A 21,645-nucleotide genomic window follows, 5' to 3' on the forward strand; every position below is an offset into this window, starting at 1 on the left:
ACTATAGACCGCCGGCCGCCCCCCTGGGAAGATCCTCCGGGACCTTCACCGAGGCAGTTGGAGGAGATATGCCCCACGTCCGCGAACACGTCCTCGCCGGCACGCACGGAGCCCTCGCCGTCCGCGAGTGGCCGCATCCGGCCCCTCGCCTGCTGGCACTCGTGGTGCACGGGTACGGCGAGCACGCCGGCCGGTACGACGGGGTCGCGGCCGCGCTCACCGGGGCGGGCGCCGCCGTGTACGGGCCCGATCACGCGGGCCACGGCCGGTCGGCCGGCGAACGGGTACTGATCGAGGACTTCGAGGACCTGGTCACGGATGTGCACGCGGTGGCGGACCTGGCCCGGTCCGCGCATCCGGGCCTGCCGCTGGTCCTGGTCGGTCACTCCATGGGCGGACTGATCGTGGCCCGCTACGCCCAGCGGTACGGCGACGAGCCGAGCGCGCTGATCCTGTCCGGCCCGGTGATCGGCGCCTGGGAGCTGCCGGGCCGGCTGCTGGCCCTGGACGAGATCCCGGACACCCCGCTGAGCCCGTCCGCGCTCTCCCGGGACCCGGCCGTCGGTGCCGCGTACGCCGCCGATCCGCTGGTCTGGCACGGCCCCATGAAGCGCCCGACCCTGGAGGCGTTCGCCCGGACCCTGGACACCGTGGCGCGGGGCGGTGACGTCGGCCGGCTGCCGCTGCTGTGGCTGCACGGCGACGAGGACCGGGTGGTGCCGCTGCCCGGGAGCCGGATCGGGGTGGAGCGGCTGAGCGGCGGCCGGCTCACGGAGCGGATCTTCCCGGGGGCGCGGCACGAGGTGTTCCACGAGACGGACAAGGCGGAGGCGTTCGCGGAGGTGATCCGCTTCCTGGACCGGGTGCTGCCCGGCTGATCAGCCGGTTTGCGCCCCCGGCCACGGGGGCACCCGCCCCTGCGGACAAGACCGCGTACAGCGGACAGGACCGCGTACAGCTGACGAAAGGGGCCTACGCACCATGGCCGTGGTCAAGAGCACGCTGCCCGAGGAGGCGCTCCGCGTCACGGGGACCGCCCTGCAGGAGACCCTGGTCGACCTGCTCGGGCTGTCGCTGATCGGCAAGCAGGCACACTGGAACGTCGTCGGGCCGCGGTTCCGGTCGATCCACCTCCAGCTGGACGAGGTGGTCGAGTCGGCGCGTGGCCACGCGGACACGGTGGCCGAGCGCGCCGCCGCCCTGGGCGTGACGCCGGACGGCCGGCCGGAGACCATCGCGGCGACCTTCGCGCTGCCCGGCACCAAGGACGGCTGGCTGCGTGACACCGAGGTGGTGGAACTGATGGTGGCGGCCCTGGAGGCGGCCGTCGTACGGCTGCGCGAGCGCATCGAGGCGACCGAGAAGGCCGACCCCGTCACCCAGGACCTCCTGATCACCGTCACGGCCGACCTGGAGAAGCAGCGCTGGATGTTCCAGGCCGAGAACCACCCGCGCGACGACGCCCGCTGACGCACCCCGCACGAGAGGAAGACCCATGGCCGACTCCCTGGAACTCGACGCGCTGTGGCAGGACTTCCACCGCGTGGTGAACATGACCTCCGCGGAACTCGCGGCCTGGCTGAAGGTCCGCGACGCCGGCGAGGAGACGGAGCCGCTGCCGGAGGAGGCGGGCACGCCCATCGGACAGCACGTCCTCGCGATCCTGCAGAAGCGCCGTACCGACCTCACCGACGACGACGTCCGGGTCATGTACCAGGTCGTCGACACGGTCGGTGACCTGGTCGACCTGGAGAACGAACCCGAGCCGGAGAACACGGCGGAGGACACCCGCCGCCGGCACCGGCTGATGACGCTGGGCCACGACCCGCTCAGGCCGTAGCCCACGGGAACCGCGGCGAACGGCGCAGACCATGAACCGTGACGAACGGGTCGTACGGGAGCTGGTGTCCGCGTACGGCCGGACGTACGCCGAGGAGGCGGGCATCCGCCTCAAGGACACCCCGCAGCCGCTGTACCGCCTGCTGGTGCTGTCGCTGCTGCTCAGTGCCAGGATCCGGGCGTCGGTCGCGGTGGCCGCCGCCCGGGCCCTGCACGAGGACCATCTGGACAGCCCCCGCCGGATGGCGGACGCCGGCTGGCAGCAGCGGGTGGACGCGCTCGGGCGGGGCGGCTACCGCCGGTACGACGAGCGGACCGCCACCCAGCTCGGCGACGGGGCCGAGCTGCTGACCGAGCGCTGGGGCGGTGACCTGCGCCGACTGCACCGGGAGGCGCACGGCGACATCGGCGGACTCGGGCAGCTGCTCCAGGAGGAGCCGGGCATCGGGCCGGCCGGCGCCGGCATCTTCCTGCGCGAGGCACAGCGGGTGTGGCCGGACATCGCCCCCTACCTGGACGGCAAGGCGCTGTCCGGGGCCGGGCGGCTGGGCCTGCCGAAGGACCCCGAGAAGCTGACCCGCCTGGCCGGGGACACCCAACCCGCCGTGCTGGCCGCCGCGTTGGTACGGGCGGCGCTGGACGGACAGGTGGCCGAGGACTGTCTGCGCCGCGCCGCCTGACCGTGTCAGACTGCTCCCCGCACGTCCCGGAGCGACCACCGGGACCGACGGACGGAGGAGCAGCACGTGACGGGGACCGGGCCGGACATCCAGGACATCGACACCACCCGGCCGCATCCGGCCCGGGTGTACGACTGGTTCCTCGGCGGCAAGGACAACTACCCGGTCGACGAGCAACTGGGCCGGCAGATCGCGGCGATCGACGGGGGCGCACCGAAGGCCGCCCGCGCCAACCGCGCGTTCATGCGCCGGACCACGCGGGTGCTGGCCGCCGAGGCGGGCATCCGCCAGTTCCTGGACGTCGGCACCGGCATACCGACCGAGCCGAACCTGCACCAGATCGCCCAGTCCGTGGCGCCGGACGCCCGCGTGGTCTACGTCGACAACGACCCCATCGTGCTGGCCCACGCGAGCGCGCTGCTGACCGGCACCCGGGAGGGCGTGACGGAGTACGTGCAGGCCGACGCCCGCGCCCCGCGGACCATCCTCGAACAGGCCGCCCAGGTCCTGGACTTCGGCCGCCCGGTCGCCCTCTCCCTGATCGCCCTGCTCCACTTCGTCGCCGACGAGGACGGCGCCCACGACCTGGTCGGCACGCTGGTCGACGCGCTGGCACCGGGCAGTGCCCTGGTGCTGTCGACCATGACCGCCGACTTCGAACCGGAGAACGTGCACCGGGGCATCGCCATGTACGCGGCGGGCGGGGTGACGCTGGTGGCGCGTTCGCACGCCGCGGTGGGCACGTTCTTCGAGGGACTCGACCTGCTGGAGCCGGGGATCGTGTCGGTGGCGGACTGGCGCCCCGAGGAGCCGTCCACCGACGGACCGATCTCGCTGTACGGCGCGGTGGGCGTCAAGCCGGCGAGCCGCGCCCGGGTGTAGGGCCCTGGCTCCGCCCGCTCCTCCCCCGGCGGCGCTGCCGGGGGAGCCCGGGGAGCGTGCCTAGGCCGATGGCAGCGGTATGCCGAGGACCTCGGCGACGGTCCGCAGCACGCCGTTGTCGTTGTTGGACGGGGCGAGATGGCGGGCCCGGCCGACGACCTCCGGGTGGGCGTTGGACATGGCGAAGGACCACTCGGCCGCGTCCAGCATCTCCAGGTCGTTGAGGTAGTCGCCGAACACCATGGTCTGTGCGGGCGTGACGCCCAGCTCGCGCTGGAGCCCGCGCAGGGCGGCCCCCTTGTTCGCGGTGCGGTTCATGACGTCGACCCAGTGCTCGCCGGAGACCACGACCTGGTGCGTGGCGGCGAACGGCGCGAGGGCCGGGGCGGTGGTGTGCTCGGCGGGGCCGAAGTCGAACAGCGCCACCTTGATCACCTCGTCCTCGACGGCGGTGACGTCCTCGACGACCCGGTGCTCGACGTAGTACTTGCGCACCTCCGCCAGGAACGCCTCGTCGGTCCGCTCGACGTACGCCGACCGCTTGCCGCAGAGCACGGCGCCCACGTCGACGCCGTCCGCGACCAGCCGCCGTACGGTGCGGGCGAGGTCCGCGGCGACGGACCGCTCCAGCGGGTCGGAACTCAGCTCCACGCCGTCGCGGACCACGTAGGTGCCGTTCTCCGCGATGAACACCATGCCCTCGGCGACCTCGGCGAACTGCCGGGCCAGGGTCGCGTACTGGCGGCCGCTCGCCGGGCTGAACAGCACACCGCGGCGGCGGAGTTCGGTGAGCATCGGCCACAGGCCGTCGGGTATCCGCTTGGCGTCGTCCAGCAGGGTGCCGTCCATGTCGGTGACGATGAGCCGGATGTCGGCGGAGCCGGCGGCCGGGGACGGGGGGTCGACGAGGGGCGCGGGCGTGGCGGGCATGTCCTTCTTCCGGTCGGCGACGGGAACCCGGGGCTGGGCGAGCGGGAACCCGGGGGCACACGGGCGGCCCCGGCGGTCCAGTGTTCCCCATGCGGCGCGGCGCCCCGGAGGGTGCACGGCCCGTCACGGTGCGCGTTTCCCGGGACAGGGCGATCAAGGGACGGCACAATGACGGCGGAGCACCGCACGGGAGAAGGGCGGCGACGACGTGAGCGAGGGCGATTCCCCGGCGACCGGCACGGCGAGGCTGAACACCTCCGTCGCGCACAACGCGCGGGTCTGGAACTACTGGACCGGCGGCAAGGACTACTACGAGGTCGACCAGCGCGTCGGCGAGCACGTCGCCGCGATGTTCCCGGTGATCCGGGCCGTGGCCCGCGCGGACCGCGACTTCCTCGGGCGGGCGGTGCGGTTCCTCGCCGCCGAGCGCGGGACCCGCCAGTTCCTCGACATCGGCACCGGACTGCCCACGGCCGACAACACCCACGAGATGGCGCAGCGCATCGCGCCCGAGTCGCGGATCGTGTACGTCGACAACGACCCCATCGTGCTCGTGCACGCCCGCTCGCTGCTCACCAGCTCCCCCGAGGGCGTCACCGACTACATCGACGCCGACGTGCGCGAGCCGGACACCGTCGTCCGCCGCGCCGCCGAGACCCTCGACCTGGACCGGCCGGTCGCGGTGATGATGCTGGGCATCCTCAACTTCGTGCCGGACACCGACGAGGCCCGGGACATCGTGCGGCGGATCATGGCGTCGGTCCCCTCCGGCAGCCATCTGGTGCTCACCCACCCGACGTACGACGCCGAGGCGGGCGGCGAGGGCAACAGGGCCGCGATGGAGTTCTGGAACGCCAACGCCACCCCGCCCATCACGGCCCGCAGCCGCGCCGAGATCGCCTCGTTCCTCGACGGTCTGGACCCGGTCGGGCCGGGTCTGGTGCCGTGCTCGCAGTGGCGCGCCGGGCCGGACGCCGCCGTGGTACCGCAGTACGGCGCGGTGGCCGTGAAACCCTGACCCCGCCCCGTCCCCCGGCCCCCGCCGGGGCCGAGCCCGCCGAGGAGGCCGCATGACCACCCTTGCCGACCCCGTGCCCGGCGGACGCCCCGGCGATCTGCGGCGGGTCGCCTCCGTCACCGCGGGCCTGGCCGCGCGGGGCGTGCACGGGATCGTCCTCGCCTACGTCGACACGGCGGGCGTCACGCGGGTCAAGACGATCCCGACGGCACGGCTGGAGGCGGCCGTGGCGTGGGGTGTCGGCATGTCGCCGGTGTTCGACACCTTCCTCGCCGACGACTCCCTCGTCACCACCGACGTCCTGGGCTCCCCCGACGGCGACCTCCGGCTCTACCCGGACCTCGACCGTCTCGTCCCGCTGGCCGGGCAGCCCGGCTGGGCGTGGGCGCCCGTGGACCGGATCACGCAGGAGGGCGAGCGTCACCCCGGCTGCGCCCGGACCTTCCTGCGCCGGATCGTCGCCGGCGCCGCCGACCGCCACGGCCTCGTCCTCAAGGCGGCCGTCGAGATCGAGTGGGCGGTCGGGCTCGGCTCGGCGCCCGCCGGGGAGTTCGTCCCGGCGGTCTCCGGGCCCGCGTACGGCGCGGTCCGGCAGATCGAGCTGAGCGACTGCACCGCCGAGCTGCTGGCCGCGCTCGCCGCCCAGGGCGTGGACGTGGACCAGGTCCATCCCGAGTACGCGGCCGGACAGTTCGAGGTCTCGGTGGGCGCGCTGGACCCGGTGGCGGCGGCCGACCGCAGCCTGCTGGTGCGGCAGACGATCCGGGCGGTGGCCCAGCGGCACGGGCTGCGGGTCTCCTTCGCGCCCGCCTATCTGCCCGAGGGCGTCGGCAACGGCGGCCATCTGCATCTGTCCTGCTGGCGCGACGGCCGGAACCTGCACTCCGGCGGCGAGGGCCGGTACGGCATGACGGCCGAGGCGGAGTCGTTCGCCGCCGGGATCCTCGCCCATCTGCCCGGACTGACGGCCGTCACGGCCCCGAGCCCGGCCAGCTATCTGCGGCTCCAGCCCTCCCAGTGGGCCGGCGTCTTCACCGCCTGGGGCCGGGAGACCCGCGAGGCCGCCCTGCGGATGATCACGGGTACGGCGGGCCGCCACGAGCAGGACGCCAACATGGAGGTCAAACCGGTCGACCTGGCCGCCAACCCGTATCTGGCCCTGGGCTGCGTGATCGCCGCCGGACTCGACGGCATCACCACGGCCCGCACCCTGCCCGGGGAGATCACCGGCGACCCGGCCCGGTACGGCCCCGACGAGGCGGCGGCCCTGGGCGTACGCCGGCTGCCCAGGTCGCTGCCGCAGGCCGTCGAGGAGTTCCGCGCGGACCCGGTGCTGCGGGACGCGCTGGGTCCGGTCCTCGCCGACGCGGTGGCCGCCGTACGGCTGGGCGAGGCGGCGGCCGTCGACGGACTCACCCCCGTCCAGGTGGCGGCGGCCTACCGCTGGGCGTACTGAGCGTGACCGCCCCGGGACCGGTCCACGAGACCCTCGCCGCGCTGCCGCTGGTGGACCACCACTGCCACGGCGCGGTGACGGCCGACCTGAGCGCCGAGGAGTTCGAGTCCCTGCTCACCGAGGGCGCGGCCTGGCCCGGCGTCTCGCCCTTCGACAGCCCGGCCGGCGTGGCCGTCCGCCGGCACTGCGCCCCCCTGCTGGACCTCCCCCGGCACGCCCCGCCCGCCGATTACGTCGCCCGGCGTGCGGAGTTGGGCTGGCAGGAGGTCAACCGCCGCTTCCTGACGGCGGCGGGAGCCGAGGTGTTCTGCGTGGACACCGGTCACACCCCGCACTCGCTCACCACCCCCGCCGAGCTGGGCACGGCAGCCGGCGCCACCGCCTGCGAGGTCGTACGGCTGGAGCGGATCGCCGAGGCGGTGGCGGCGCGGGGCGTGGCGGCGGCCGAGTACGCGGCCGTCTTCCGCGCCGCCGCCGAGGAGGCCGTACGACGGCCGGGCGTGGTGGGGGTGAAGTCGGTCGCGGCCTACCGCACGGGCTTCGCCCTGGACCCGGAGCGCCCCACGGACGCCGAGGTGACGCGGGCCGCCGGGCGCTGGTGGGCGCGGGGCGGGCGGCTCACCGATCCGGTCCTGGTCCGGCACCTGCTGTGGACCGCCGTCGAACTGGGGCTGCCGCTGCAACTGCACACCGGCTTCGGCGACGCGGACCTCCGGCTGCACCGCGCCGACCCCGCCCTGCTCACCGACTGGCTGCACCGGACCGCCGGTACGATCCCGGTCCTGCTGCTGCACTGCTGGCCGTACCACCGCCAAGCCGCCTATCTGGCCGCGGTGTTCGAGCAGGTGCACCTCGACGTCGGTCTCGCCCTGCACCACACCGGGCCGGCCCGCTGCCGGGCCGTGCTGGAGGAAGCCCTGGAGATCACCCCGTTCCGCAAACTGCTGTACAGCTCGGACGCCTACGGTGTGGCCGAGTTCCACCACCTGGGCGCCCTGTGTTTCCGGCGGGGACTCGCCGATCTCCTGCAGGACCGCGTGGACGCCGACGAGTTGAGCCTGGCCGACGCCCTGCGGATCGCGGCCTGGACGGGCCGCGACAACGCCCGCCGACTGTACGGGCCGCCCGTATCCGAACCGGCCCGTGATTCCTGCGGGCGCCCCACCCGGAAAGTATGATCAAGCAATGTCTGACATGACCGAAACCACGCCCGGCTGGCTGACCACGGACGAGCTGGAAATGGCCAGGGCCCGGATGCCGATCCTGTATGTCGAAGCCGTGCCCGTGCGCGTGGACGACAGCGGTGAGGTCACCAGCATCGGGCTGCTGCTGCGCATCGGCCCGGACGGCACGGTCAGCAGGACCCTGGTCTCCGGCCGGGTCCTGCACCACGAGCGGGTCCGCGACGCGCTGCTGCGCCATCTGGAGAAGGATCTCGGCCCGGTCGCGCTGCCCCGGGTGCCCGCCTCCCTCCAGCCCTTCACCGTGGCGGAGTACTTCCCGACGGCGGGTATCACGCCCTACCACGATCCCCGCCAGCACGCGGTGTCCCTGGCCTACATCGTTCCGGTGACCGGCGACTGCCGGCCCCGCCAGGACGCGCTGGACCTCGTCTGGTTCAGCCCGCAGGAGGCCGCCTCCCCGGCCGTGCAGAGCGAGATGCCGGGCGGGCACGGGGTTCTGCTGAAGCAGGCCCTGGCCCATGTCGGCGTGACCTCCTGATCCCTGGGGCCCGGCCGACACCGATGCGACAATCGAAGACGACACAGTGGACGAGCGTTGTGTCGGGAGGCCGGAATGTGTCGCTCGATCGAGGGGCCGGGGCTTCCCGAGCGGATCCGCCGTGATCCGCGGGCGGCCCGGTCCCGGCCCCCGGGCGGTGCGACGCTCGCGGTCACGGGGAAGCACTGATGGCCGGGGAGCGGGAGGGCAGGCCACCGCGGCAGCCCCTCCCCGACCTGCATCTGCGGCTCCGTTCCGAGCTGGGCCGCATCGACGATCAGCTGCGCGCCCTGCTGTCGTCCATGGACCGGCTCCAGGGCCTGCTGGACGCGGTGGTCGCCATCAGCAGGGAGGTGGAACTGCCCGCGGTGCTCCGCCGCATCGTGACCACCGCCATGGACCTGGTCGGTGCCCGCTACGGAGCCCTCGGGGTGCTCGACGAGTCGGGTGAGCGTCTGGAGCAGTTCATCTCGGCCGGTCTGTCCGAGCAGGAGCGCCATGATCTGGCCAGGGCGGGCCTGCCGCGTGGTCTGGGCGTCCTCGGCCATCTGATCCGCTACCCCGAACCGCTGCGGGTCGACGACATCCCGGCCCATCCGTCCTCCGCCGGGTTCCCGCCCGGCCACCCGCGCCTGCGCACCCTGCTCGGCGTCGCCATCAGCGTGCGCGGCGACATCTACGGCGACCTGTACCTCTCCGAGCGCCTCGACGGACGGCCCTTCGACGTGCACGACGAGAACATCGTCGTCGCCCTGGCCAGCGCCGCCGGCATCGCGATCGAGAACGTCCGCCTGTTCGAGCGGGTGCGGGTCGGGGCCGAACAGTTCCAGCGGCTGCTGCTGCCCACCCTGCCCGACCTGCGGCCCTTCACCGCCGCCGCCATCTACCGGCCCGCGACCCAGCCCAGCCAGCTCGGCGGGGACTGGTACGACGCCGTCCGGCTGCCCGACAACGTGGTCGCGGTCGTCATCGGTGACGTGGTCGGCCACGATCTGCGGGCCGCGGCCGCGATGGCCGCCACCCGCAACATGCTGCGGGCCCTGCTGCTCGACCGGACCAGTCCGCCCGGCGCGGTCCTCACGCAGCTCGACCGGGTGCTGGAAGCCGTCACCGATCATCCCGTCACGACCACCACGCTGGCCCGCATCGAGCCGGACCCCGTGGGCTGGCGGCTCCACTGGAGCACGGCGGGCCATGTCCCGCCCCTGGTGATCACGCGGGAGCGCCGGACCGCGTACCTGCTCGCCGAGCCCGGGCTGCCGCTCGGCGTGGACACCGAGCAGCCCCGCCCCGACCACTCCCGCTTCCTGCCTCCGGACGCCACCGTGGTCTTCTTCACCGACGGACTGATCGAGCATCCCGGCCGCTCCATCGACCAGAGCCTGAACCAGCTCGCCGAGCTGGCCGCGGCACACGCCTCGCTGCCCCTGCCGGACTTCGTCCGGGTCCTGGCCGACCGGCACCCCAGCGACGGGCACGACGACATGGCCATCCTCGCCCTGCGCACCCCGCCCGTCGGACCTCCTGCCCAGCAGGACCGGGACCCGGACCGGGACCCGGACCGGGACCGGTGACGGACCGGCCGGGCGGGCTCCCGGCATCCCGGCTCGTCGGGCCGGCTCGGCATCCCGGCTCGGGTGCCGTGGAGGATCCGCCGGATCGGGCGGATGATGGGCTCGGGGCGATGTCGAGACGGAGGTCGCCCGATGGCTGACGCCCGGCACGCTCGGCTGCGGCGCGGCGGCTTGGCCGCCCTGCAGATCTGTGTCGTCGCGGCCCTGTACTTCGGTTCGGCCAAGGCGGGGCTGCTGCAACAGCTGGTGCGCGGCCAGGTGACCCCCCTGTGGCCGCCGAGCGGGATCGCGCTGGCGAGCCTGCTGCTGTGCGGATCGCGGATCTGGCCCGGTGTCGCCCTCGGCGCCTTCCTCGCCAATGTCTCGCTCGGGCCGTCGCCGGCGGCCGTGCTCGCGATCACGGCGGGGAACACCCTGGCGCCGGTCTGCTCCTACGTGCTGCTGCGCCGTGCGGGGTTCCGTACGCAACTGGACCGTCTGCGGGACGCCCTCGCCCTGATCTTCCTCGGCGCCTTCGTCGGAATGCTGGTCAGCGCGACGACGGGCACCACGACCCTGCTCCTCGCCGGAGTGCTCAACGCCCACGGCTTCTGGCCGACGTGGTCGGTCTGGTGGACCGGCGACGCGATGGGCGTGCTGGTGGTCACGCCGGTCCTGCTCCTCCTCCGGTCGGCGCGCCGGCCGAAGCACGCTCCGCTGTCCCGGTGGGCGGAGGCGCTGCTGCTCGTGGCGGCCACCGTCTGCGTCGGCCTTGTCGACACCAGCGACAAGCCGTTGCTGTTCCTGGGCTTTCCGCTGCTGATCTGGGCGGCCTTCCGCTTCCAACTGGCCGGGGCCGCGCCGTGCGCGCTGGCCGTGTCCACCTTCGCGATCGTCTGCGCCGCTCGCCGGACGGGGCCGTTCGCGGGGCACGACCTGATCACCAGCATGATCGCGCTCCAGGCGTTCAACGGCTCCGCCGCGTTGACCGCGCTGCTGCTCGGGGCGGTCATCAGCGAGCGGAACCAGACAGAGCGGGAGATCGCCCGAGCGTGCAGCCAGCTCGCCGGGATGGTCGCCAGGATCCCCACGGGCGACCAGCATCCGTTGCTTCCCGGCCAGGAGAGCGAGCAGGACGAGCGGACACGACAAAGGCCGTCTCCCCAGAGTTGAGAAGACGGCCTCCGACCGGCTGTGAAGCTGGTCGGGACGACAGGATTTGAACCTGCGACCCCTTGACCCCCAGTCAAGTGCGCTACCAAGCTGCGCCACGTCCCGGTGCGGTGTGACCTGGGCTTTCGCCCGGCCGAACGCGCAGGGAAACAATACCGCACTCGGATCGGTGGTCGCGCGCCCCTTTTCCTTGTTGACCTCAATCTTGGTTGAGGTTGCACGATCGTCGGCATGACGATCACAGCGGACCTGAGCCGTACGCACGGCTACGGCTACGACGACCTGCCCCGGCTGATGGGGCTGATGACCGGCGACGAGAAGCACGGCCCGGCGGCCACCTCCACCCTCGACGTGCTGTGGGTGCTCTACGACCGGGTGCTCCGGGTCGCTCCCGAGCGGCGGGACGACCCGGCCCGCGACCGTTTTCTGCTGAGCAAGGGGCACGGCCCGATGGCGTACTACGCGGTGCTGGCCGCGAAGGGGTTCGTGCCCGTCGACTGGCTGCCGGACTTCGGGTCGTACGACTCGCCGCTCGGCCATCACCCGGACCGCGTGCTGGTGCCGGGGGCCGAGATCGGCAGCGGGTCGCTGGGGCACGGGCTGCCGATCGCCGTGGGCACCGCGCTGGGCCTGCGGGCGCAGGGCAGGCCCGACCCGGCGGTCTGGGTGCTGATCGGGGACGCCGAGCTGGACGAGGGCAGCAACCACGAGGCGATCGCCTTCGCCGGGCCCGCGGGGCTGGACCGGCTGCACACCGTCGTGATCGACAACTCCTCCGCCAGCCACGCGCGGCCCGGCGGCATCGCCGCCCGGTTCGAGGCGGCGGGCTGGTCCGCGGTGACCGCCGACGGGCGCGATCACGAGGCGCTGCACGCCGCGTTCACCGCGCCGCATCCGGGCCGGCCGCACGTGGTCGTGGCCCGTGTCGAGCCGAAGAACGCCTGACCCCTCCCCGCTCTCCGAAAGGGCACACCCTCATGGACACCATGCGTGACCGCTTCGCCCCCGTCGTCTCCCGGCTGCTGGACGAGGACCCGCGGGTCGCCGTCGTCCTCGCCGAGATCGGTGTCGACGGCTTCCGGGAGGCCATGCGCCGGCATCCCGACCGGGTGATCAACGTGGGCATCCGCGAGCAGCTGCTGGTCGGGGCGGCGGCGGGGCTGTCGCTCACCGGTCTGCGGCCCGTCGTGCACACCTTCGCCAGCTTCCTCGTGGAGCGGCCGTTCGAGCAGGTGAAGCTGGATCTGGGGCACCAGGACACGGGCGCGGTGCTGGTGAGCGCCGCCGCCTCCTTCGACTGGCCGGCCGGCGGCTTCACCCACATGGCCCCGGGCGACGTGGCCCTGCTGGACACCCTGGACGGCTGGACCGTGCATGTGCCCGGGCATCCGGACGAGGCCGAGACACTGCTGCACCACGCCATCGCCGCGGGCGACGACAAGGTGTACGTGCGGCTGTCCGCACAGGCCAACCGGCAGGGCCGGCTGATCGACGGGCGGCACTTCGTCACGGCCCGCGAGGGCCGCTGCGGGGTGGTCGTCGCCGTCGGCCCGGTACTGGACGCCGTCCTCGCCGCCACGGAGGGTCTGGACGTCACCGTGCTGTACGCGACGACCGTACGGCCGTTCGACGCGGCCGGGCTGCGCCGGGCGACGGAGGCCGCGGGTACGGACGTCGTGCTGGTCGAGCCGTACCTGGCCGGAACGTCGACGGCCGCGGTGAGCGAGGCGCTGTCGGACGTGCCGCACCGGGTGCTCGGCCTCGGCGTCGGCCGCCGCGAACTGCGCCGCTACGGCACGATCGAGGAGCACGTGGCCGCCCACGGGCTGGACGCGGCGACGCTGCGGGAGCGCATCGGCCGCTTCACGGGCGTCGGCCGGATTCCGGCGGGCCGGTGAACCCGGGGGTTCGCTGCGCGGGTGCGGTCGCGTCGGCCCGGACCAGGTCGCGTATCGCCGGTATCGCGAGCAGGAGGGCCGCCACGGCCAGGCTCACGGCGCCGGCGGCCAGCAGGACGTGGTCGGCGCCCAGCGCCCCGGCGGCCGGGCCCGCGAGGGCCTGCCCGACCGGCATCATGGCGAGCGAGCCGGCCACGTCGTAGGCGTGGATGCGGTTGAGGACGTCGGCCGGGACCTGTGTCTGCACGGTGGTCGCCCACATCACCCCCCAGAACGACATGCCGGCCCCGGCGAGCGCGGCACCGGCCGCCATGGCCGGGACGCCGAGGCCCGCCCCGACGGCCGCCGGGAAGCCGAAGAAGGCGAACAGGGAGATCGCGCCCGCGCGGAGCATGCGGCGGGGGCGCAGCCGGAGGGCGAGCAGGCCGCCGACCACCGTGCCCGCGCCGAGGGCGGAGTTGAGCAGGCCGTAGGCGCCCGGTCCGTGGTGCCGGACGACCTCGGTCGCCACCAGGGGTACGGTCGGGCCCCATACGGCGATCATGTAGAGGCACCAGACGGCGATCACGCCCCACAGCCAGGCACGGGAGCGGAACTCCCGCCAGCCGTCGACGAGGTCGGCGCGGAAGGCGCGCAGGCCGGAGCCGCCGGTGCGGGCGGCCACGGGGAGCGGGCGCAGCCGGAGCAGCAGCAGGCACAGGGCGCTGAGCGCATAGGTGGCGGCGTGCGCGGCGAAGACCCCGCCGGGCGAGGCGAGGCCCACCAGGACACCGGCGACGGCCGGACCGGCGAGCTGCGCGGCGGACTCGGCGATCCGGATCGCGCCGTTCGCGCCCTGGATGTCGGTGGCCAGGCGGGGCACGGTGCTGGCGACGCCCGGCTGGAAGACCGCGCCGGCCACGCCGTTGGCGAAGCCGATGGCGCAGATCTGCCACAGCACCACGTGCCCGGTGAAGAACAGGCCCGCGGCGAGGGACTGGGTGCCGAGCCGGACGAGGTCGGCGCCGATCATCAGCCTGCGGGTGCTGAACCGGTCGGCGACGACCCCGCCGAAGACGACCAGTCCGGCGAACGCGGCGGCCGTGGAGGCCATGGCGAGGCCGACCGCGCCCGCGCCGTACCCGTGCTCCAGCAGGCCGGCCGCCAGCGCCACGGGCAGCATGGTGTCGCCGAGCCGGGCGACGGCGCGTGCCACGAAGAACAGCGCGAAGTCCCGCGACCACACGGCGGGGCCGTCGGCCTCGGCTCGCCGCACCCCCTGGCCGGCGGTGTCGCGCCGCGCCCCCGTTCCGGTCATCCCGAGTGCTCCCCTCCCTGCCGTCCAGCTGTCGCCCGCGGCCGTGTCCCCGCGATCCGGCCGTCGCCCGGCGCACCGCTGCCCTCGAGCGGCGCCGTCCCGGCCCCCCTGTCCGGCCCCCGTCGCCCTTGTCGCCTCCGCCGCGCGGGATGATGCCACTCCCCGGCCGCGTCCACCGGGAATTTCACTCCCCGGGCGGCAGCCCCAACTCGGGGTGGCCGTCGAGGAGTCGGGGCGGGGCGGCCTGACGCCAGGAGTCGGCCAGGATGTCCCGCAGCTCGCTGTCGTCCTCCAGGGCGGCGAGTCTCGCCCGCACCCAGGCGAACTGGGCCTCGTGGTCGGCGATCCAGAACTTCTCCGGCTCGGCCAGCACCAGTTCGTCGCGCTCCTCCTTGGGGCAGCGCACGGCGATGGAGGTCTCGTCCTCGGGCAGGGTCGCGAACATCTTCCCGGCCACGCGGAACGTGGGCATGTTCCAGGCGACCTTCTCCGCGGTGTCCGGCAGGGACAGGGCGATTCGGCGTACGTCTTCGGCATCCGGCATGCACCGCACCGTAGCCCCTGCCACTGACAGTCACCCGGCCGCGGCGTCCGGCCGCCGGCCGTGGGGGGTCGGGAGCCGCTTGTAGTAGAGGGTCGTGGGACACAACTCGCCCGTGGGGCGGGCCGCGTAGTCGGGGATCGTGCCGGCCGCGGTCCAGCCGGCCGAGAGGTACAGGTGCTCGGCGGGACTGCCGGTCTCGGTGTCGAGGTGGAGCAGGGTGCGGCCGTCGGCCGCCGCGGCCTTCTCGGCGGTGACGAGGAGCCGGCGGCCGAGGCCCTGTCCCCGTGCGCGGCGGTGCACCATCAGCTTGACCAGCTCGGCCCGGTGCCGGCTGTTCGGCTTGCCGGGGAAGACCAGACCGACCGTGCCGGTCACCCGGTCCGCGGGGTCCACGGCCGCCCACACGGCGAGGAGTCCCGCCGCCGCCTCCGCCGCCCGCTCCCGCCACCAGGCGACCGCGTCCGCGTGGCCGAGCGGCGCGAGGAAGCCGACGGAGGCTCCCGAGGCCACGGTGTCGGTCAGCAGCGCCGCCAGGTCCTCGGCGCGCTCGTGCACCCTCGCGCCGCACCAGCGCTCCACGTTCACGGCCGCACCACCGCCAGCACGTAGCGCGCCCCGCCGGGCCCGGGGCAGCGGAAGCGGGTCGCGCCGGACACCCGCATCCGCAGGCAGTCGCCCGCGTCGAGCCGGTGGGACTGCTCCCCCACGGTCACCTCCAGCGCTCCCTCCAGCAGCCACAGGTGCTGTTCCAGGCCGGGCAGGGGCGGGCGGTCGTAGGCGAGGTCCGCGCCCGGGGTGAGCCGGCCCTCGACCAGTTCACCGCGCAGCCCGGTGTGCGGCGGGGACACGGACCGGCGGACGAAGCCGGCTTCGCGGTCCTGCCACACCTGCTGGTCGGCGGCGCGGACCAGTGGCGCCGGTGCCGCCTCGACCTCGCTGAGCAGCTGCGACATGGTGCGGCCGTAGACGTGGCAGAGCCGGTTGAGGAGGCCGGCGGTGGGGCTGGTCTCGGCGCGTTCGGCACGGGACAGGGTGGACCGGCTGACTCCGCTGCGCTCCGCCAGCTCGCCCAGCGACCAGCCGTGCTGGGCGCGCAGCTCGGCCAGCCGGGCGCCGATGAGGTGATCGACGGCATCCTCGTTTCTCATATCCGGGACGCTATCCCGGATATGAGACATCCGGGTTACGGAAGCCTCACGCCTGTGCCGCCTCGCCGAGTGCCGTGAGCACCGGGCGGATCAGCGGGTGCCCCTCGGCGCCCCGGCGGACGGCGGCGAAGACCCGGCGGGTGGGGGCGACGCCGTCGACCGGGCGGACGATCACGCCCGCGAGGTCCATGCCGCGCAGCGCGGAGCGCGGCACGAGGGCCACGCCCGCGTCGGCCGAGGCGAGGGCGACGACGGCGCGGAAGTCGTCGGATGAGTGTTCGAGGCGGGGCTGGAAGCCGGCGCTCTCGCAGGCGAGGACCACCACGTCGTGGCAGGGATTGCCGGGATAGGGGCCGATCCACGCGTCCTTGGCCAGCTCGGCGAGCGGGACCTCGGGGGCGTCCGCAAGGCGGTGTCCCAGCGGTACGACCGCGTCGAACGGCTCGGCGTAGAGCGGGACGTGGGTCAGGCGGGGGTCGTCGGCGGGCGGGGCGCCGCGGTACTCGACGGCGACCGCGACGTCGACCTGCCGGTCCAGGACCATGGGCAGGCTGGCGTCGCCCTCCGCGTCCTGGACACGGATCCTTATGCCCGGCGCGGCGGCGGCGAGGCGGGCCACCGCCGGGGCCACGACCTGGGCGATGCCGGTCGCGAAGGCCGCCACGGTGACCGTGCCCGCCTCGCCCGAGCCGTAGGCGGCCAATTCGGCCTCGGCGCGCTCCAGCTGGGCGAGGACCGCGTTGGTGTGGCCGAGCAGGATCTCACCGGCCGGGGTGAGCCGTACCCCCTTGGCGCTGCGGTCGACCAGCCGGTGGCCGGTCTCCTGTTCCAGGGCCGTCAGCTGCTGGGAGACGGCCGAGGGGGTCAGATAGAGGGCGGCGGCTGCCGCGGTCACCGTGCGGTGGTCGGCCACCGCACGGAGGATGTGGAGCCGCCGTGCCTCGATCATGTCCTCCATTATCCCAGGGCGTCCGCCCTGGTCAGGCCTCCAGCTCGGCGCGTGCCGCGACGAAGGCGTCGACCGCGCGGTCGACGTCCTGCGTGGAGTGCGCGGCGGACAGCTGGACACGGATACGGGCCTGGCCCTGGGGGACGACCGGGTAGGAGAAGCCGATCACGTAGACCCCGCGCTCCAGCAGCAGTTCGGCCATGCGGGCCGCCTTCGCCGCGTCTCCGATCATGACGGGGGCGATGGCGTGGTCGCCGGGGAGGACGTCGAAGCCCTCCGCCGTCATCCGGCGACGGAACAGCGCGGTGTTCTCGGCGAGCCGCACACGCAGGTCGTCGGCGGACTCCAGCAGGTCGAGGACCTTGAGGGAGGCGGCGGCGATCACCGGGGCGAGGGTGTTGGAGAACAGGTACGGGCGCGAGCGCTGGCGCAGCAGGGCGACGATCTCGGCGCGGGCGGCGACGTAGCCGCCGGAGGCACCGCCGAGGGCCTTGCCGAGGGTGCCGGTGATGATGTCGACGCGGTCCATGACGCCGTGCAGCTCGGGGGTGCCGCGGCCGGTCGGACCGACGAAGCCGACGGCGTGCGAGTCGTCGACCATGACCATCGCGTCGTAGCGGTCGGCGAGGTCGCAGATCTCGTCCAGCGGCGCGACATAGCCGTCCATGGAGAAGACGCCGTCGGTGACGATCAGCCGGCGCCGGGCGTCGGACGCCTCCTTGAGCTTGGTCTCCAGGTCCGCGAGGTCGCGGTTGGCGTAGCGGAAGCGGCGGGCCTTGGACAGGCGGACGCCGTCGATGATGGAGGCGTGGTTGAGGGCGTCGGAGATCACCGCGTCCTCCTCGCCCAGCAGGGTCTCGAAGACACCGCCGTTGGCGTCGAAGCAGGAGGAGTACAGGATCGTGTCCTCCTGGCCGAGGAACGCCGACAGCCGCGCCTCCAGCTCCTTGTGGACCTCCTGGGTGCCGCAGATGAAGCGCACGGAGGCCATGCCGTAGCCCCAGCGGTCGAGCGCCTCGTGGGCGGCGGCGATCACCTCGGGGTGGTCGGCGAGGCCGAGGTAGTTGTTGGCGCAGAAGTTGAGGACCTCGCCGGGACGGCCGCCGGCGGTGACGTTCACGGTCGCGGACTGCGGGGTGCCGATGACCCGCTCGGGCTTGTGCAGGCCGGCGGCGCGGATCTCGTCGAGGGTGGCGCGCAGGTCGTCGCGGACGGTGTCGAACATGGGGCTCTCCTGAAGGTGCTGGCGGGGGGAGGGGGGTTACGCGGTCCAGTCGAGGATGATCTTGCCGCCCTTGCCGCTCGCGGCGTCGGCGAAGGCCGCCTCGAAGTCGCGGTAGTCGTACCGGCCGGTGATCACGGGGGCCAGGTCCAGGCCGCCCTCCAGCAGCACCGACATCGCGTACCAGGTCTCGAACATCTCGCGGCCGTAGATGCCCTTGATGGTGATCATCGAGGTGACGATCCGGGCCCAGTCGACCGGGAACTCCTGGGCGGGCAGGCCGAGCATCGCGATCCGGCCGCCGTGCGTCATGTTGGCGATCATGTCCCGCATGGCCTCGGCGCGGCCGGACATCTCCAGGCCGATGTCGAAGCCCTCGCGCAGCCCCAGCTCGCGCTGCCCGTCGGCGATGCTGGACTCGGCGACGTTCAGGGCGAGGCTCACCCCTATCTTGCGGGCCAGCTCCAGGCGCTCCTCGCTGACGTCGGTGACGACGACGTGGCGGGCGCCCGCGTGCCGGGCCACGGCGGCGGCCATCAGGCCGATCGGGCCGGCACCGGTGATCAGGACGTCCTCGCCGACGAGCGGGAAGGAGAGCGCGGTGTGCACGGCGTTGCCGAACGGGTCGAAGATCGCGGCGACGTCGAGGTCGACGGGGACCCGGTGCACCCAGACGTTGGACGCGGGCAGGGCGACGTACTCGGCGAACGCGCCGTCCCGGCCGACGCCGAGACCCACGGTCGCCCGGCACAGGTGGCGGCGGCCGGCCAGGCAGTTGCGGCACTTGCCGCACACCAGGTGGCCCTCACCGCTGACCCGGTCGCCGATGCGGATGTCCGCCACGTCCCGCCCGACCTCGACGACCTGCCCGACGAACTCGTGGCCGATCACGAGCGGTGTGCGGATCGTCTGCTGGGCCCAGCCGTCCCACGCACGGATGTGCAGGTCGGTGCCGCAGATACCGGTCCGCATGACCTTGATCAGTACGTCACCGGGGCCGATCACGGGCTCCGGGACGTCCGTGAGCCGGAGTCCCGGCTCCGCCTTCTCCTTGACCAGCGCCTTCAACGCTACGGCTCCTGTGGATGAGGCCCGGCCCTTGGGCATGCCGAAGGAGCCCGCACCGGGTCAGAGGGGTGGAATCACCCTGCAATCTGCCGTACGCGCGGGCCTCGGTCCATCGAGCTTTTCTTAACCGGCGCCACAGCTTTCCTTCACGCCGCCCGCCGGATCCCTCGCCCCGCCCCCGTCCAGGCCCGTCACCAGGGCTCTCGCGGTGCCGGACACCACGCCTCGCCGACGCCTCGCGTCAGAGCGGCAAGCCGTCCTCCATACTCCGTTCGAGGCGTACGACCAGCTCGGCGGCGAGCGCCTTGATGGTCTCCAGGCCCGGCCTGCCCCAGGCGCGGGGCGCTGTGTCGGCGGCACACACGGTGCCGAGCGCCATACCGGAGCTGTCGATGAGCGGAGCCCCGAGGTAGGAGCGGATGCCGTACTCGTCGACGACCGGATTGCCCGCGAACCGCGGATAGTCGCGGACGTCCTCCAGGACCAGTGCCTTACGGCGGACCACCACGTGGGGGCAGAACCCGTGCTCGCGCGGCAGTGTCCGGCCGATCTCGGCCCTGGTGCCGTCGTCCCGCACGACCGGTGCGGTGGCGGGGGCGCACAGGCCCGCGAAGAACTGGTGGTCCTCGCCGATGAAGTTGACCATGGCGTAGAGCGCGCCGGTGAGCTGGGCGAGGTGGCCGGCGAAGGCGTCGAGCGCGGGGGCGGGCCGGTCCGCCAGACCCAGCCGGCGCAGCCGGTTGACGCGGGCGGGGGCCTCCTTGTCCTCGGGGGTGAGCAGCAGACCCCGGACCGGCCGGGGCGGCTCGTATCTCATGGCCGGGCTCCGTCACTGTGGGCGTACCTCATATAGGGGCTCCGTGGGCGGTAGGGCGGGATCACATGTGGGCGCCATGGCTGGGCATGGTCGCCGGGGCGTGGGCGAGGAGATGGCGCACCAGGGTGAGCAGGGTCTGGACGCCGGAGCTGGAGATCCGGGCGTCGCAGCGCACCACCGGGACCTCCGGGTCGAGGTCGATGGCGGCCCGCACCTCGTCGGGGCCGTAGCGGTAGGCGCCGTCGAACTCGTTGACGGCGATGACGAAGGCGAGCCCGCGTTCCTCGAAGAAGTCCACGGCGGCGAAGCAGTCCTGGAGACGACGGGTGTCGGCGAGGATCACCGCACCGAGCGCGCCCTCGGACAGCTCGTCCCACATGAACCAGAACCGCTCCTGCCCCGGTGTGCCGAACAGGTACAGCACGTGCTCCGGATCGAGGGTGATCCGGCCGAAGTCCATGGCGACCGTGGTCTCCATCTTGTTCTCGACGCCTTCGAGACTGTCCGTGCCGACACTGACCGTGGTGAGCAGCTCCTCCGTGCTGAGCGGCGCGATCTCGCTGACCGCGCCCACGAAGGTCGTCTTGCCGACGCCGAACCCGCCCGCGACCAGGATCTTGAGCGCGGTGGGGAACGGGTCAGAGCTGTCGTCGTAGTCCATCGAGCACTGCCTCCAGCAGAGACCGGTCAGTGGGTGTGTGGTGGTGGACGGGCGGCTTGGTGGTCAGCGCACCGCAGTCGACCAGGTCCGAGAGCAGCACCTTGGTGACCACTGCGGGCAGTTTCAGCTGGGCGGCCACTTCGGCGACCGAGACGGGCGCGCGGCACAGGTCGAGTGCCTGCGCGTGCTCGGGGCCGAGGTAGCCGAGCGGGGTGACGCCGGTGGCCATCACCTGCGACATCAGGTCGAGGGCGATGCTCGGCTTGGTGCGGCCGTTGCTCACCGTGAACGGGCGCACCAGCCGCCCCGCCGCGTCGTCCAGCCAGGGCCCGTCGCCGGCTGCGGCCACGCTCAAGGCCTCGTCGCCGTGGGTTCGACGGCATGCTGCCGGGGTGCGGTCACCAGGTACGGCCGGACGCTCTTGACCAGCATCGCCATCTCGTAGCCGAGGACGGCGGCGTCGGCCTCGCGGCCGGCCAGCACGGCGAGACAGGTGCCGGAGCCGGCCGTGGTGACGAAGAGCAGGGTCGCGTCGAGTTCGACGACGACCTGGCGCACCTCCCCGCCGTCGCCGAACCGGACGCCCGCGCTGCGGCCGAGGGAGTACAGACCGGAGGCCAGGGCCGCCATGTGGTCGGCGCTGTCGGCGTCCAGGCCGTGCACGGACTTCACCAGTCCGTCGCAGGACAGGAGCACCGCGCTGGAGGTGTGCGGTACACGCTGCACGAGGCCACTCAGCAGCCAGTCGAGGTCGGATGCGTGGACGGTCGGCGCATCGCTCGCCATGG

Annotated in this window: 25 protein-coding genes and 1 tRNA gene; 13 read left to right on the forward strand and 13 right to left on the reverse strand. The window is 73.5% G+C overall.

Annotated elements, in window-relative coordinates; genetic code table 11:
• Nucleotides 1-68: 68 nt before the first annotated feature.
• From ACZ7KF_RS08015 to ACZ7KF_RS08035, 5 genes are all read left to right on the forward strand, one after another.
• Nucleotides 69-878 (forward strand): alpha/beta hydrolase, encoded by an 810-nt coding sequence (locus tag ACZ7KF_RS08015; RefSeq protein WP_471070216.1) that lies wholly within the window; start codon nt 69-71, stop codon nt 876-878.
• 103 nt (nt 879-981) lie between these two features.
• Nucleotides 982-1,470: a Dps family protein gene (locus ACZ7KF_RS08020; RefSeq protein ID WP_471070218.1), complete on the forward strand. Its 489-nt coding sequence runs from the start codon at nt 982-984 to the stop codon at nt 1,468-1,470.
• 25 nt (nt 1,471-1,495) lie between these two features.
• Nucleotides 1,496-1,840 carry a DUF3140 domain-containing protein gene (locus ACZ7KF_RS08025; protein WP_471070219.1) on the forward strand — a complete coding sequence of 115 codons (345 nt, stop codon included), beginning with the start codon at nt 1,496-1,498 and terminating at the stop codon, nt 1,838-1,840.
• A 31-nt stretch (nt 1,841-1,871) separates the two neighbouring features.
• Nucleotides 1,872-2,519, forward strand: a complete 648-nt coding sequence (locus tag ACZ7KF_RS08030; protein ID WP_471070221.1) for an endonuclease — start codon at nt 1,872-1,874, stop codon at nt 2,517-2,519.
• 66 nt (nt 2,520-2,585) lie between these two features.
• Nucleotides 2,586-3,401 (forward strand): SAM-dependent methyltransferase, encoded by an 816-nt coding sequence (locus ACZ7KF_RS08035; RefSeq protein ID WP_471070223.1) that lies wholly within the window; start codon nt 2,586-2,588, stop codon nt 3,399-3,401.
• 60 nt (nt 3,402-3,461) lie between these two features.
• Here ACZ7KF_RS08035 and ACZ7KF_RS08040 read toward each other — a convergent pair whose 3' ends face one another.
• Nucleotides 3,462-4,331 carry a Cof-type HAD-IIB family hydrolase gene (locus ACZ7KF_RS08040; protein ID WP_471070225.1) on the reverse strand — a complete coding sequence of 290 codons (870 nt, stop codon included), beginning with the start codon at nt 4,329-4,331 and terminating at the stop codon, nt 3,462-3,464.
• A gap of 208 nt (nt 4,332-4,539) precedes the next feature.
• Between ACZ7KF_RS08040 and ACZ7KF_RS08045 the strand changes: the two genes are divergently transcribed.
• The 6 genes from ACZ7KF_RS08045 to ACZ7KF_RS08070 all read left to right on the forward strand — a co-directional run bounded on the left by ACZ7KF_RS08045 (nt 4,540) and on the right by ACZ7KF_RS08070 (nt 11,253).
• Entirely contained in the window at nt 4,540-5,349 is an 810-nt protein-coding gene (locus tag ACZ7KF_RS08045; protein ID WP_471070227.1) for an SAM-dependent methyltransferase, read from the forward strand.
• Between the two features lie 52 nt (nt 5,350-5,401).
• Complete coding sequence (locus tag ACZ7KF_RS08050) at nt 5,402-6,805, forward strand: type I glutamate--ammonia ligase (RefSeq protein WP_471070229.1); 1,404 nt, start codon at nt 5,402-5,404, stop codon at nt 6,803-6,805.
• Between the two features lie 2 nt (nt 6,806-6,807).
• Nucleotides 6,808-7,983 carry an amidohydrolase family protein gene (locus ACZ7KF_RS08055; RefSeq protein WP_471070231.1) on the forward strand — a complete coding sequence of 392 codons (1,176 nt, stop codon included), beginning with the start codon at nt 6,808-6,810 and terminating at the stop codon, nt 7,981-7,983.
• A 16-nt stretch (nt 7,984-7,999) separates the two neighbouring features.
• Nucleotides 8,000-8,527: an NUDIX hydrolase family protein gene (locus ACZ7KF_RS08060; protein ID WP_471070926.1), complete on the forward strand. Its 528-nt coding sequence runs from the start codon at nt 8,000-8,002 to the stop codon at nt 8,525-8,527.
• A 188-nt stretch (nt 8,528-8,715) separates the two neighbouring features.
• Nucleotides 8,716-10,101 carry a PP2C family protein-serine/threonine phosphatase gene (locus tag ACZ7KF_RS08065; RefSeq protein ID WP_471070233.1) on the forward strand — a complete coding sequence of 462 codons (1,386 nt, stop codon included), beginning with the start codon at nt 8,716-8,718 and terminating at the stop codon, nt 10,099-10,101.
• A gap of 132 nt (nt 10,102-10,233) precedes the next feature.
• The gene (locus tag ACZ7KF_RS08070) at nt 10,234-11,253 is read left to right on the forward strand and encodes an MASE1 domain-containing protein (RefSeq protein ID WP_471070235.1); all 1,020 of its coding nucleotides are present in this window, start codon (nt 10,234-10,236) and stop codon (nt 11,251-11,253) included.
• 28 nt (nt 11,254-11,281) lie between these two features.
• On the opposite strand, the gene ACZ7KF_RS08075 is transcribed toward ACZ7KF_RS08070, so the two are convergent.
• Nucleotides 11,282-11,358, reverse strand: a tRNA-Pro gene (locus ACZ7KF_RS08075).
• Between the two features lie 126 nt (nt 11,359-11,484).
• Here ACZ7KF_RS08075 and ACZ7KF_RS08080 point away from each other — a divergent pair.
• Nucleotides 11,485-12,198 (forward strand): transketolase, encoded by a 714-nt coding sequence (locus ACZ7KF_RS08080; RefSeq protein ID WP_471070237.1) that lies wholly within the window; start codon nt 11,485-11,487, stop codon nt 12,196-12,198.
• 32 nt (nt 12,199-12,230) lie between these two features.
• On the forward strand, nt 12,231-13,151 hold the full coding sequence (locus ACZ7KF_RS08085; protein WP_471070239.1) for a transketolase family protein: 921 nt from the start codon (nt 12,231-12,233) through the stop codon (nt 13,149-13,151).
• Here ACZ7KF_RS08085 and ACZ7KF_RS08090 read toward each other — a convergent pair.
• The 11 genes from ACZ7KF_RS08090 to ACZ7KF_RS08140 all read right to left on the reverse strand — a co-directional run bounded on the left by ACZ7KF_RS08090 (nt 13,117) and on the right by ACZ7KF_RS08140 (nt 21,643).
• Nucleotides 13,117-14,448, reverse strand: coding sequence for an MFS transporter (locus ACZ7KF_RS08090; protein ID WP_471070241.1), 1,332 nt, complete (start codon nt 14,446-14,448; stop codon nt 13,117-13,119). The genes ACZ7KF_RS08085 and ACZ7KF_RS08090 overlap by 35 nt on opposite strands.
• A 184-nt stretch (nt 14,449-14,632) precedes the next feature.
• Nucleotides 14,633-14,992, reverse strand: a complete 360-nt coding sequence (locus ACZ7KF_RS08095) for an MmcQ/YjbR family DNA-binding protein (protein ID WP_471070243.1) — start codon at nt 14,990-14,992, stop codon at nt 14,633-14,635.
• 30 nt (nt 14,993-15,022) lie between these two features.
• Entirely contained in the window at nt 15,023-15,577 is a 555-nt protein-coding gene (locus ACZ7KF_RS08100; RefSeq protein WP_471070245.1) for a GNAT family N-acetyltransferase, read from the reverse strand.
• Nucleotides 15,574-16,140 carry a helix-turn-helix domain-containing protein gene (locus ACZ7KF_RS08105; protein ID WP_471070246.1) on the reverse strand — a complete coding sequence of 189 codons (567 nt, stop codon included), beginning with the start codon at nt 16,138-16,140 and terminating at the stop codon, nt 15,574-15,576. The genes ACZ7KF_RS08100 and ACZ7KF_RS08105 overlap by 4 nt, the downstream gene beginning before the upstream one ends.
• Nucleotides 16,141-16,186: 46 nt before the next feature.
• Complete coding sequence (locus ACZ7KF_RS08110) at nt 16,187-17,089, reverse strand: LysR family transcriptional regulator (protein ID WP_471070248.1); 903 nt, start codon at nt 17,087-17,089, stop codon at nt 16,187-16,189.
• Nucleotides 17,090-17,120: 31 nt separating this feature from the next.
• Nucleotides 17,121-18,314: a glycine C-acetyltransferase gene (locus tag ACZ7KF_RS08115; RefSeq protein ID WP_471070250.1), complete on the reverse strand. Its 1,194-nt coding sequence runs from the start codon at nt 18,312-18,314 to the stop codon at nt 17,121-17,123.
• Between the two features lie 36 nt (nt 18,315-18,350).
• Complete coding sequence (tdh, locus tag ACZ7KF_RS08120; RefSeq protein WP_471070252.1) at nt 18,351-19,379, reverse strand: L-threonine 3-dehydrogenase; 1,029 nt, start codon at nt 19,377-19,379, stop codon at nt 18,351-18,353.
• Nucleotides 19,380-19,620: 241 nt separating this feature from the next.
• Nucleotides 19,621-20,196, reverse strand: a complete 576-nt coding sequence (locus ACZ7KF_RS08125; protein ID WP_471070254.1) for a GAF domain-containing protein — start codon at nt 20,194-20,196, stop codon at nt 19,621-19,623.
• A 61-nt stretch (nt 20,197-20,257) separates the two neighbouring features.
• Nucleotides 20,258-20,857 (reverse strand): GTP-binding protein, encoded by a 600-nt coding sequence (locus tag ACZ7KF_RS08130; RefSeq protein ID WP_471070255.1) that lies wholly within the window; start codon nt 20,855-20,857, stop codon nt 20,258-20,260.
• Nucleotides 20,835-21,206: a DUF742 domain-containing protein gene (locus ACZ7KF_RS08135; protein WP_471070257.1), complete on the reverse strand. Its 372-nt coding sequence runs from the start codon at nt 21,204-21,206 to the stop codon at nt 20,835-20,837. Before ACZ7KF_RS08135 ends, ACZ7KF_RS08130 begins: the two co-directional genes overlap by 23 nt.
• Nucleotides 21,207-21,208: 2 nt before the next feature.
• Nucleotides 21,209-21,643, reverse strand: a complete 435-nt coding sequence (locus tag ACZ7KF_RS08140; RefSeq protein WP_471070259.1) for a roadblock/LC7 domain-containing protein — start codon at nt 21,641-21,643, stop codon at nt 21,209-21,211.
• Between the last annotated feature and the right edge of the window lie 2 nt (nt 21,644-21,645).

The sequence above is a fragment of the Streptomyces sp. NPDC038200 genome, assembly GCF_055600785.1.

What these genes read in the sequence shown, in the direction of transcription:
- ACZ7KF_RS08060 (WP_471070926.1), top strand. Translation starts at nt 8,000, where the DNA reads ATGACCGAAACCACGCCCGGCTGGCTGACCACGGACGAGCTGGAAATG.
- ACZ7KF_RS08125 (WP_471070254.1), bottom strand. Translation starts at nt 20,196, where the DNA reads ATGAGATACGAGCCGCCCCGGCCGGTCCGGGGTCTGCTGCTCACCCCC.
- ACZ7KF_RS08070 (WP_471070235.1), top strand. Translation starts at nt 10,234, where the DNA reads ATGGCTGACGCCCGGCACGCTCGGCTGCGGCGCGGCGGCTTGGCCGCC.
- ACZ7KF_RS08015 (WP_471070216.1), top strand. Translation starts at nt 69, where the DNA reads ATGCCCCACGTCCGCGAACACGTCCTCGCCGGCACGCACGGAGCCCTC.
- ACZ7KF_RS08130 (WP_471070255.1), bottom strand. Translation starts at nt 20,857, where the DNA reads ATGGACTACGACGACAGCTCTGACCCGTTCCCCACCGCGCTCAAGATC.
- ACZ7KF_RS08110 (WP_471070248.1), bottom strand. Translation starts at nt 17,089, where the DNA reads ATGATCGAGGCACGGCGGCTCCACATCCTCCGTGCGGTGGCCGACCAC.
- ACZ7KF_RS08140 (WP_471070259.1), bottom strand. Translation starts at nt 21,643, where the DNA reads ATGGCGAGCGATGCGCCGACCGTCCACGCATCCGACCTCGACTGGCTG.
- ACZ7KF_RS08025 (WP_471070219.1), top strand. Translation starts at nt 1,496, where the DNA reads ATGGCCGACTCCCTGGAACTCGACGCGCTGTGGCAGGACTTCCACCGC.
- ACZ7KF_RS08085 (WP_471070239.1), top strand. Translation starts at nt 12,231, where the DNA reads ATGGACACCATGCGTGACCGCTTCGCCCCCGTCGTCTCCCGGCTGCTG.
- ACZ7KF_RS08065 (WP_471070233.1), top strand. Translation starts at nt 8,716, where the DNA reads ATGGCCGGGGAGCGGGAGGGCAGGCCACCGCGGCAGCCCCTCCCCGAC.
- ACZ7KF_RS08080 (WP_471070237.1), top strand. Translation starts at nt 11,485, where the DNA reads ATGACGATCACAGCGGACCTGAGCCGTACGCACGGCTACGGCTACGAC.
- ACZ7KF_RS08030 (WP_471070221.1), top strand. Translation starts at nt 1,872, where the DNA reads ATGAACCGTGACGAACGGGTCGTACGGGAGCTGGTGTCCGCGTACGGC.
- ACZ7KF_RS08105 (WP_471070246.1), bottom strand. Translation starts at nt 16,140, where the DNA reads ATGAGAAACGAGGATGCCGTCGATCACCTCATCGGCGCCCGGCTGGCC.
- ACZ7KF_RS08090 (WP_471070241.1), bottom strand. Translation starts at nt 14,448, where the DNA reads ATGACCGGAACGGGGGCGCGGCGCGACACCGCCGGCCAGGGGGTGCGG.
- ACZ7KF_RS08020 (WP_471070218.1), top strand. Translation starts at nt 982, where the DNA reads ATGGCCGTGGTCAAGAGCACGCTGCCCGAGGAGGCGCTCCGCGTCACG.
- ACZ7KF_RS08050 (WP_471070229.1), top strand. Translation starts at nt 5,402, where the DNA reads ATGACCACCCTTGCCGACCCCGTGCCCGGCGGACGCCCCGGCGATCTG.
- ACZ7KF_RS08095 (WP_471070243.1), bottom strand. Translation starts at nt 14,992, where the DNA reads ATGCCGGATGCCGAAGACGTACGCCGAATCGCCCTGTCCCTGCCGGAC.
- ACZ7KF_RS08040 (WP_471070225.1), bottom strand. Translation starts at nt 4,331, where the DNA reads ATGCCCGCCACGCCCGCGCCCCTCGTCGACCCCCCGTCCCCGGCCGCC.
- ACZ7KF_RS08115 (WP_471070250.1), bottom strand. Translation starts at nt 18,314, where the DNA reads ATGTTCGACACCGTCCGCGACGACCTGCGCGCCACCCTCGACGAGATC.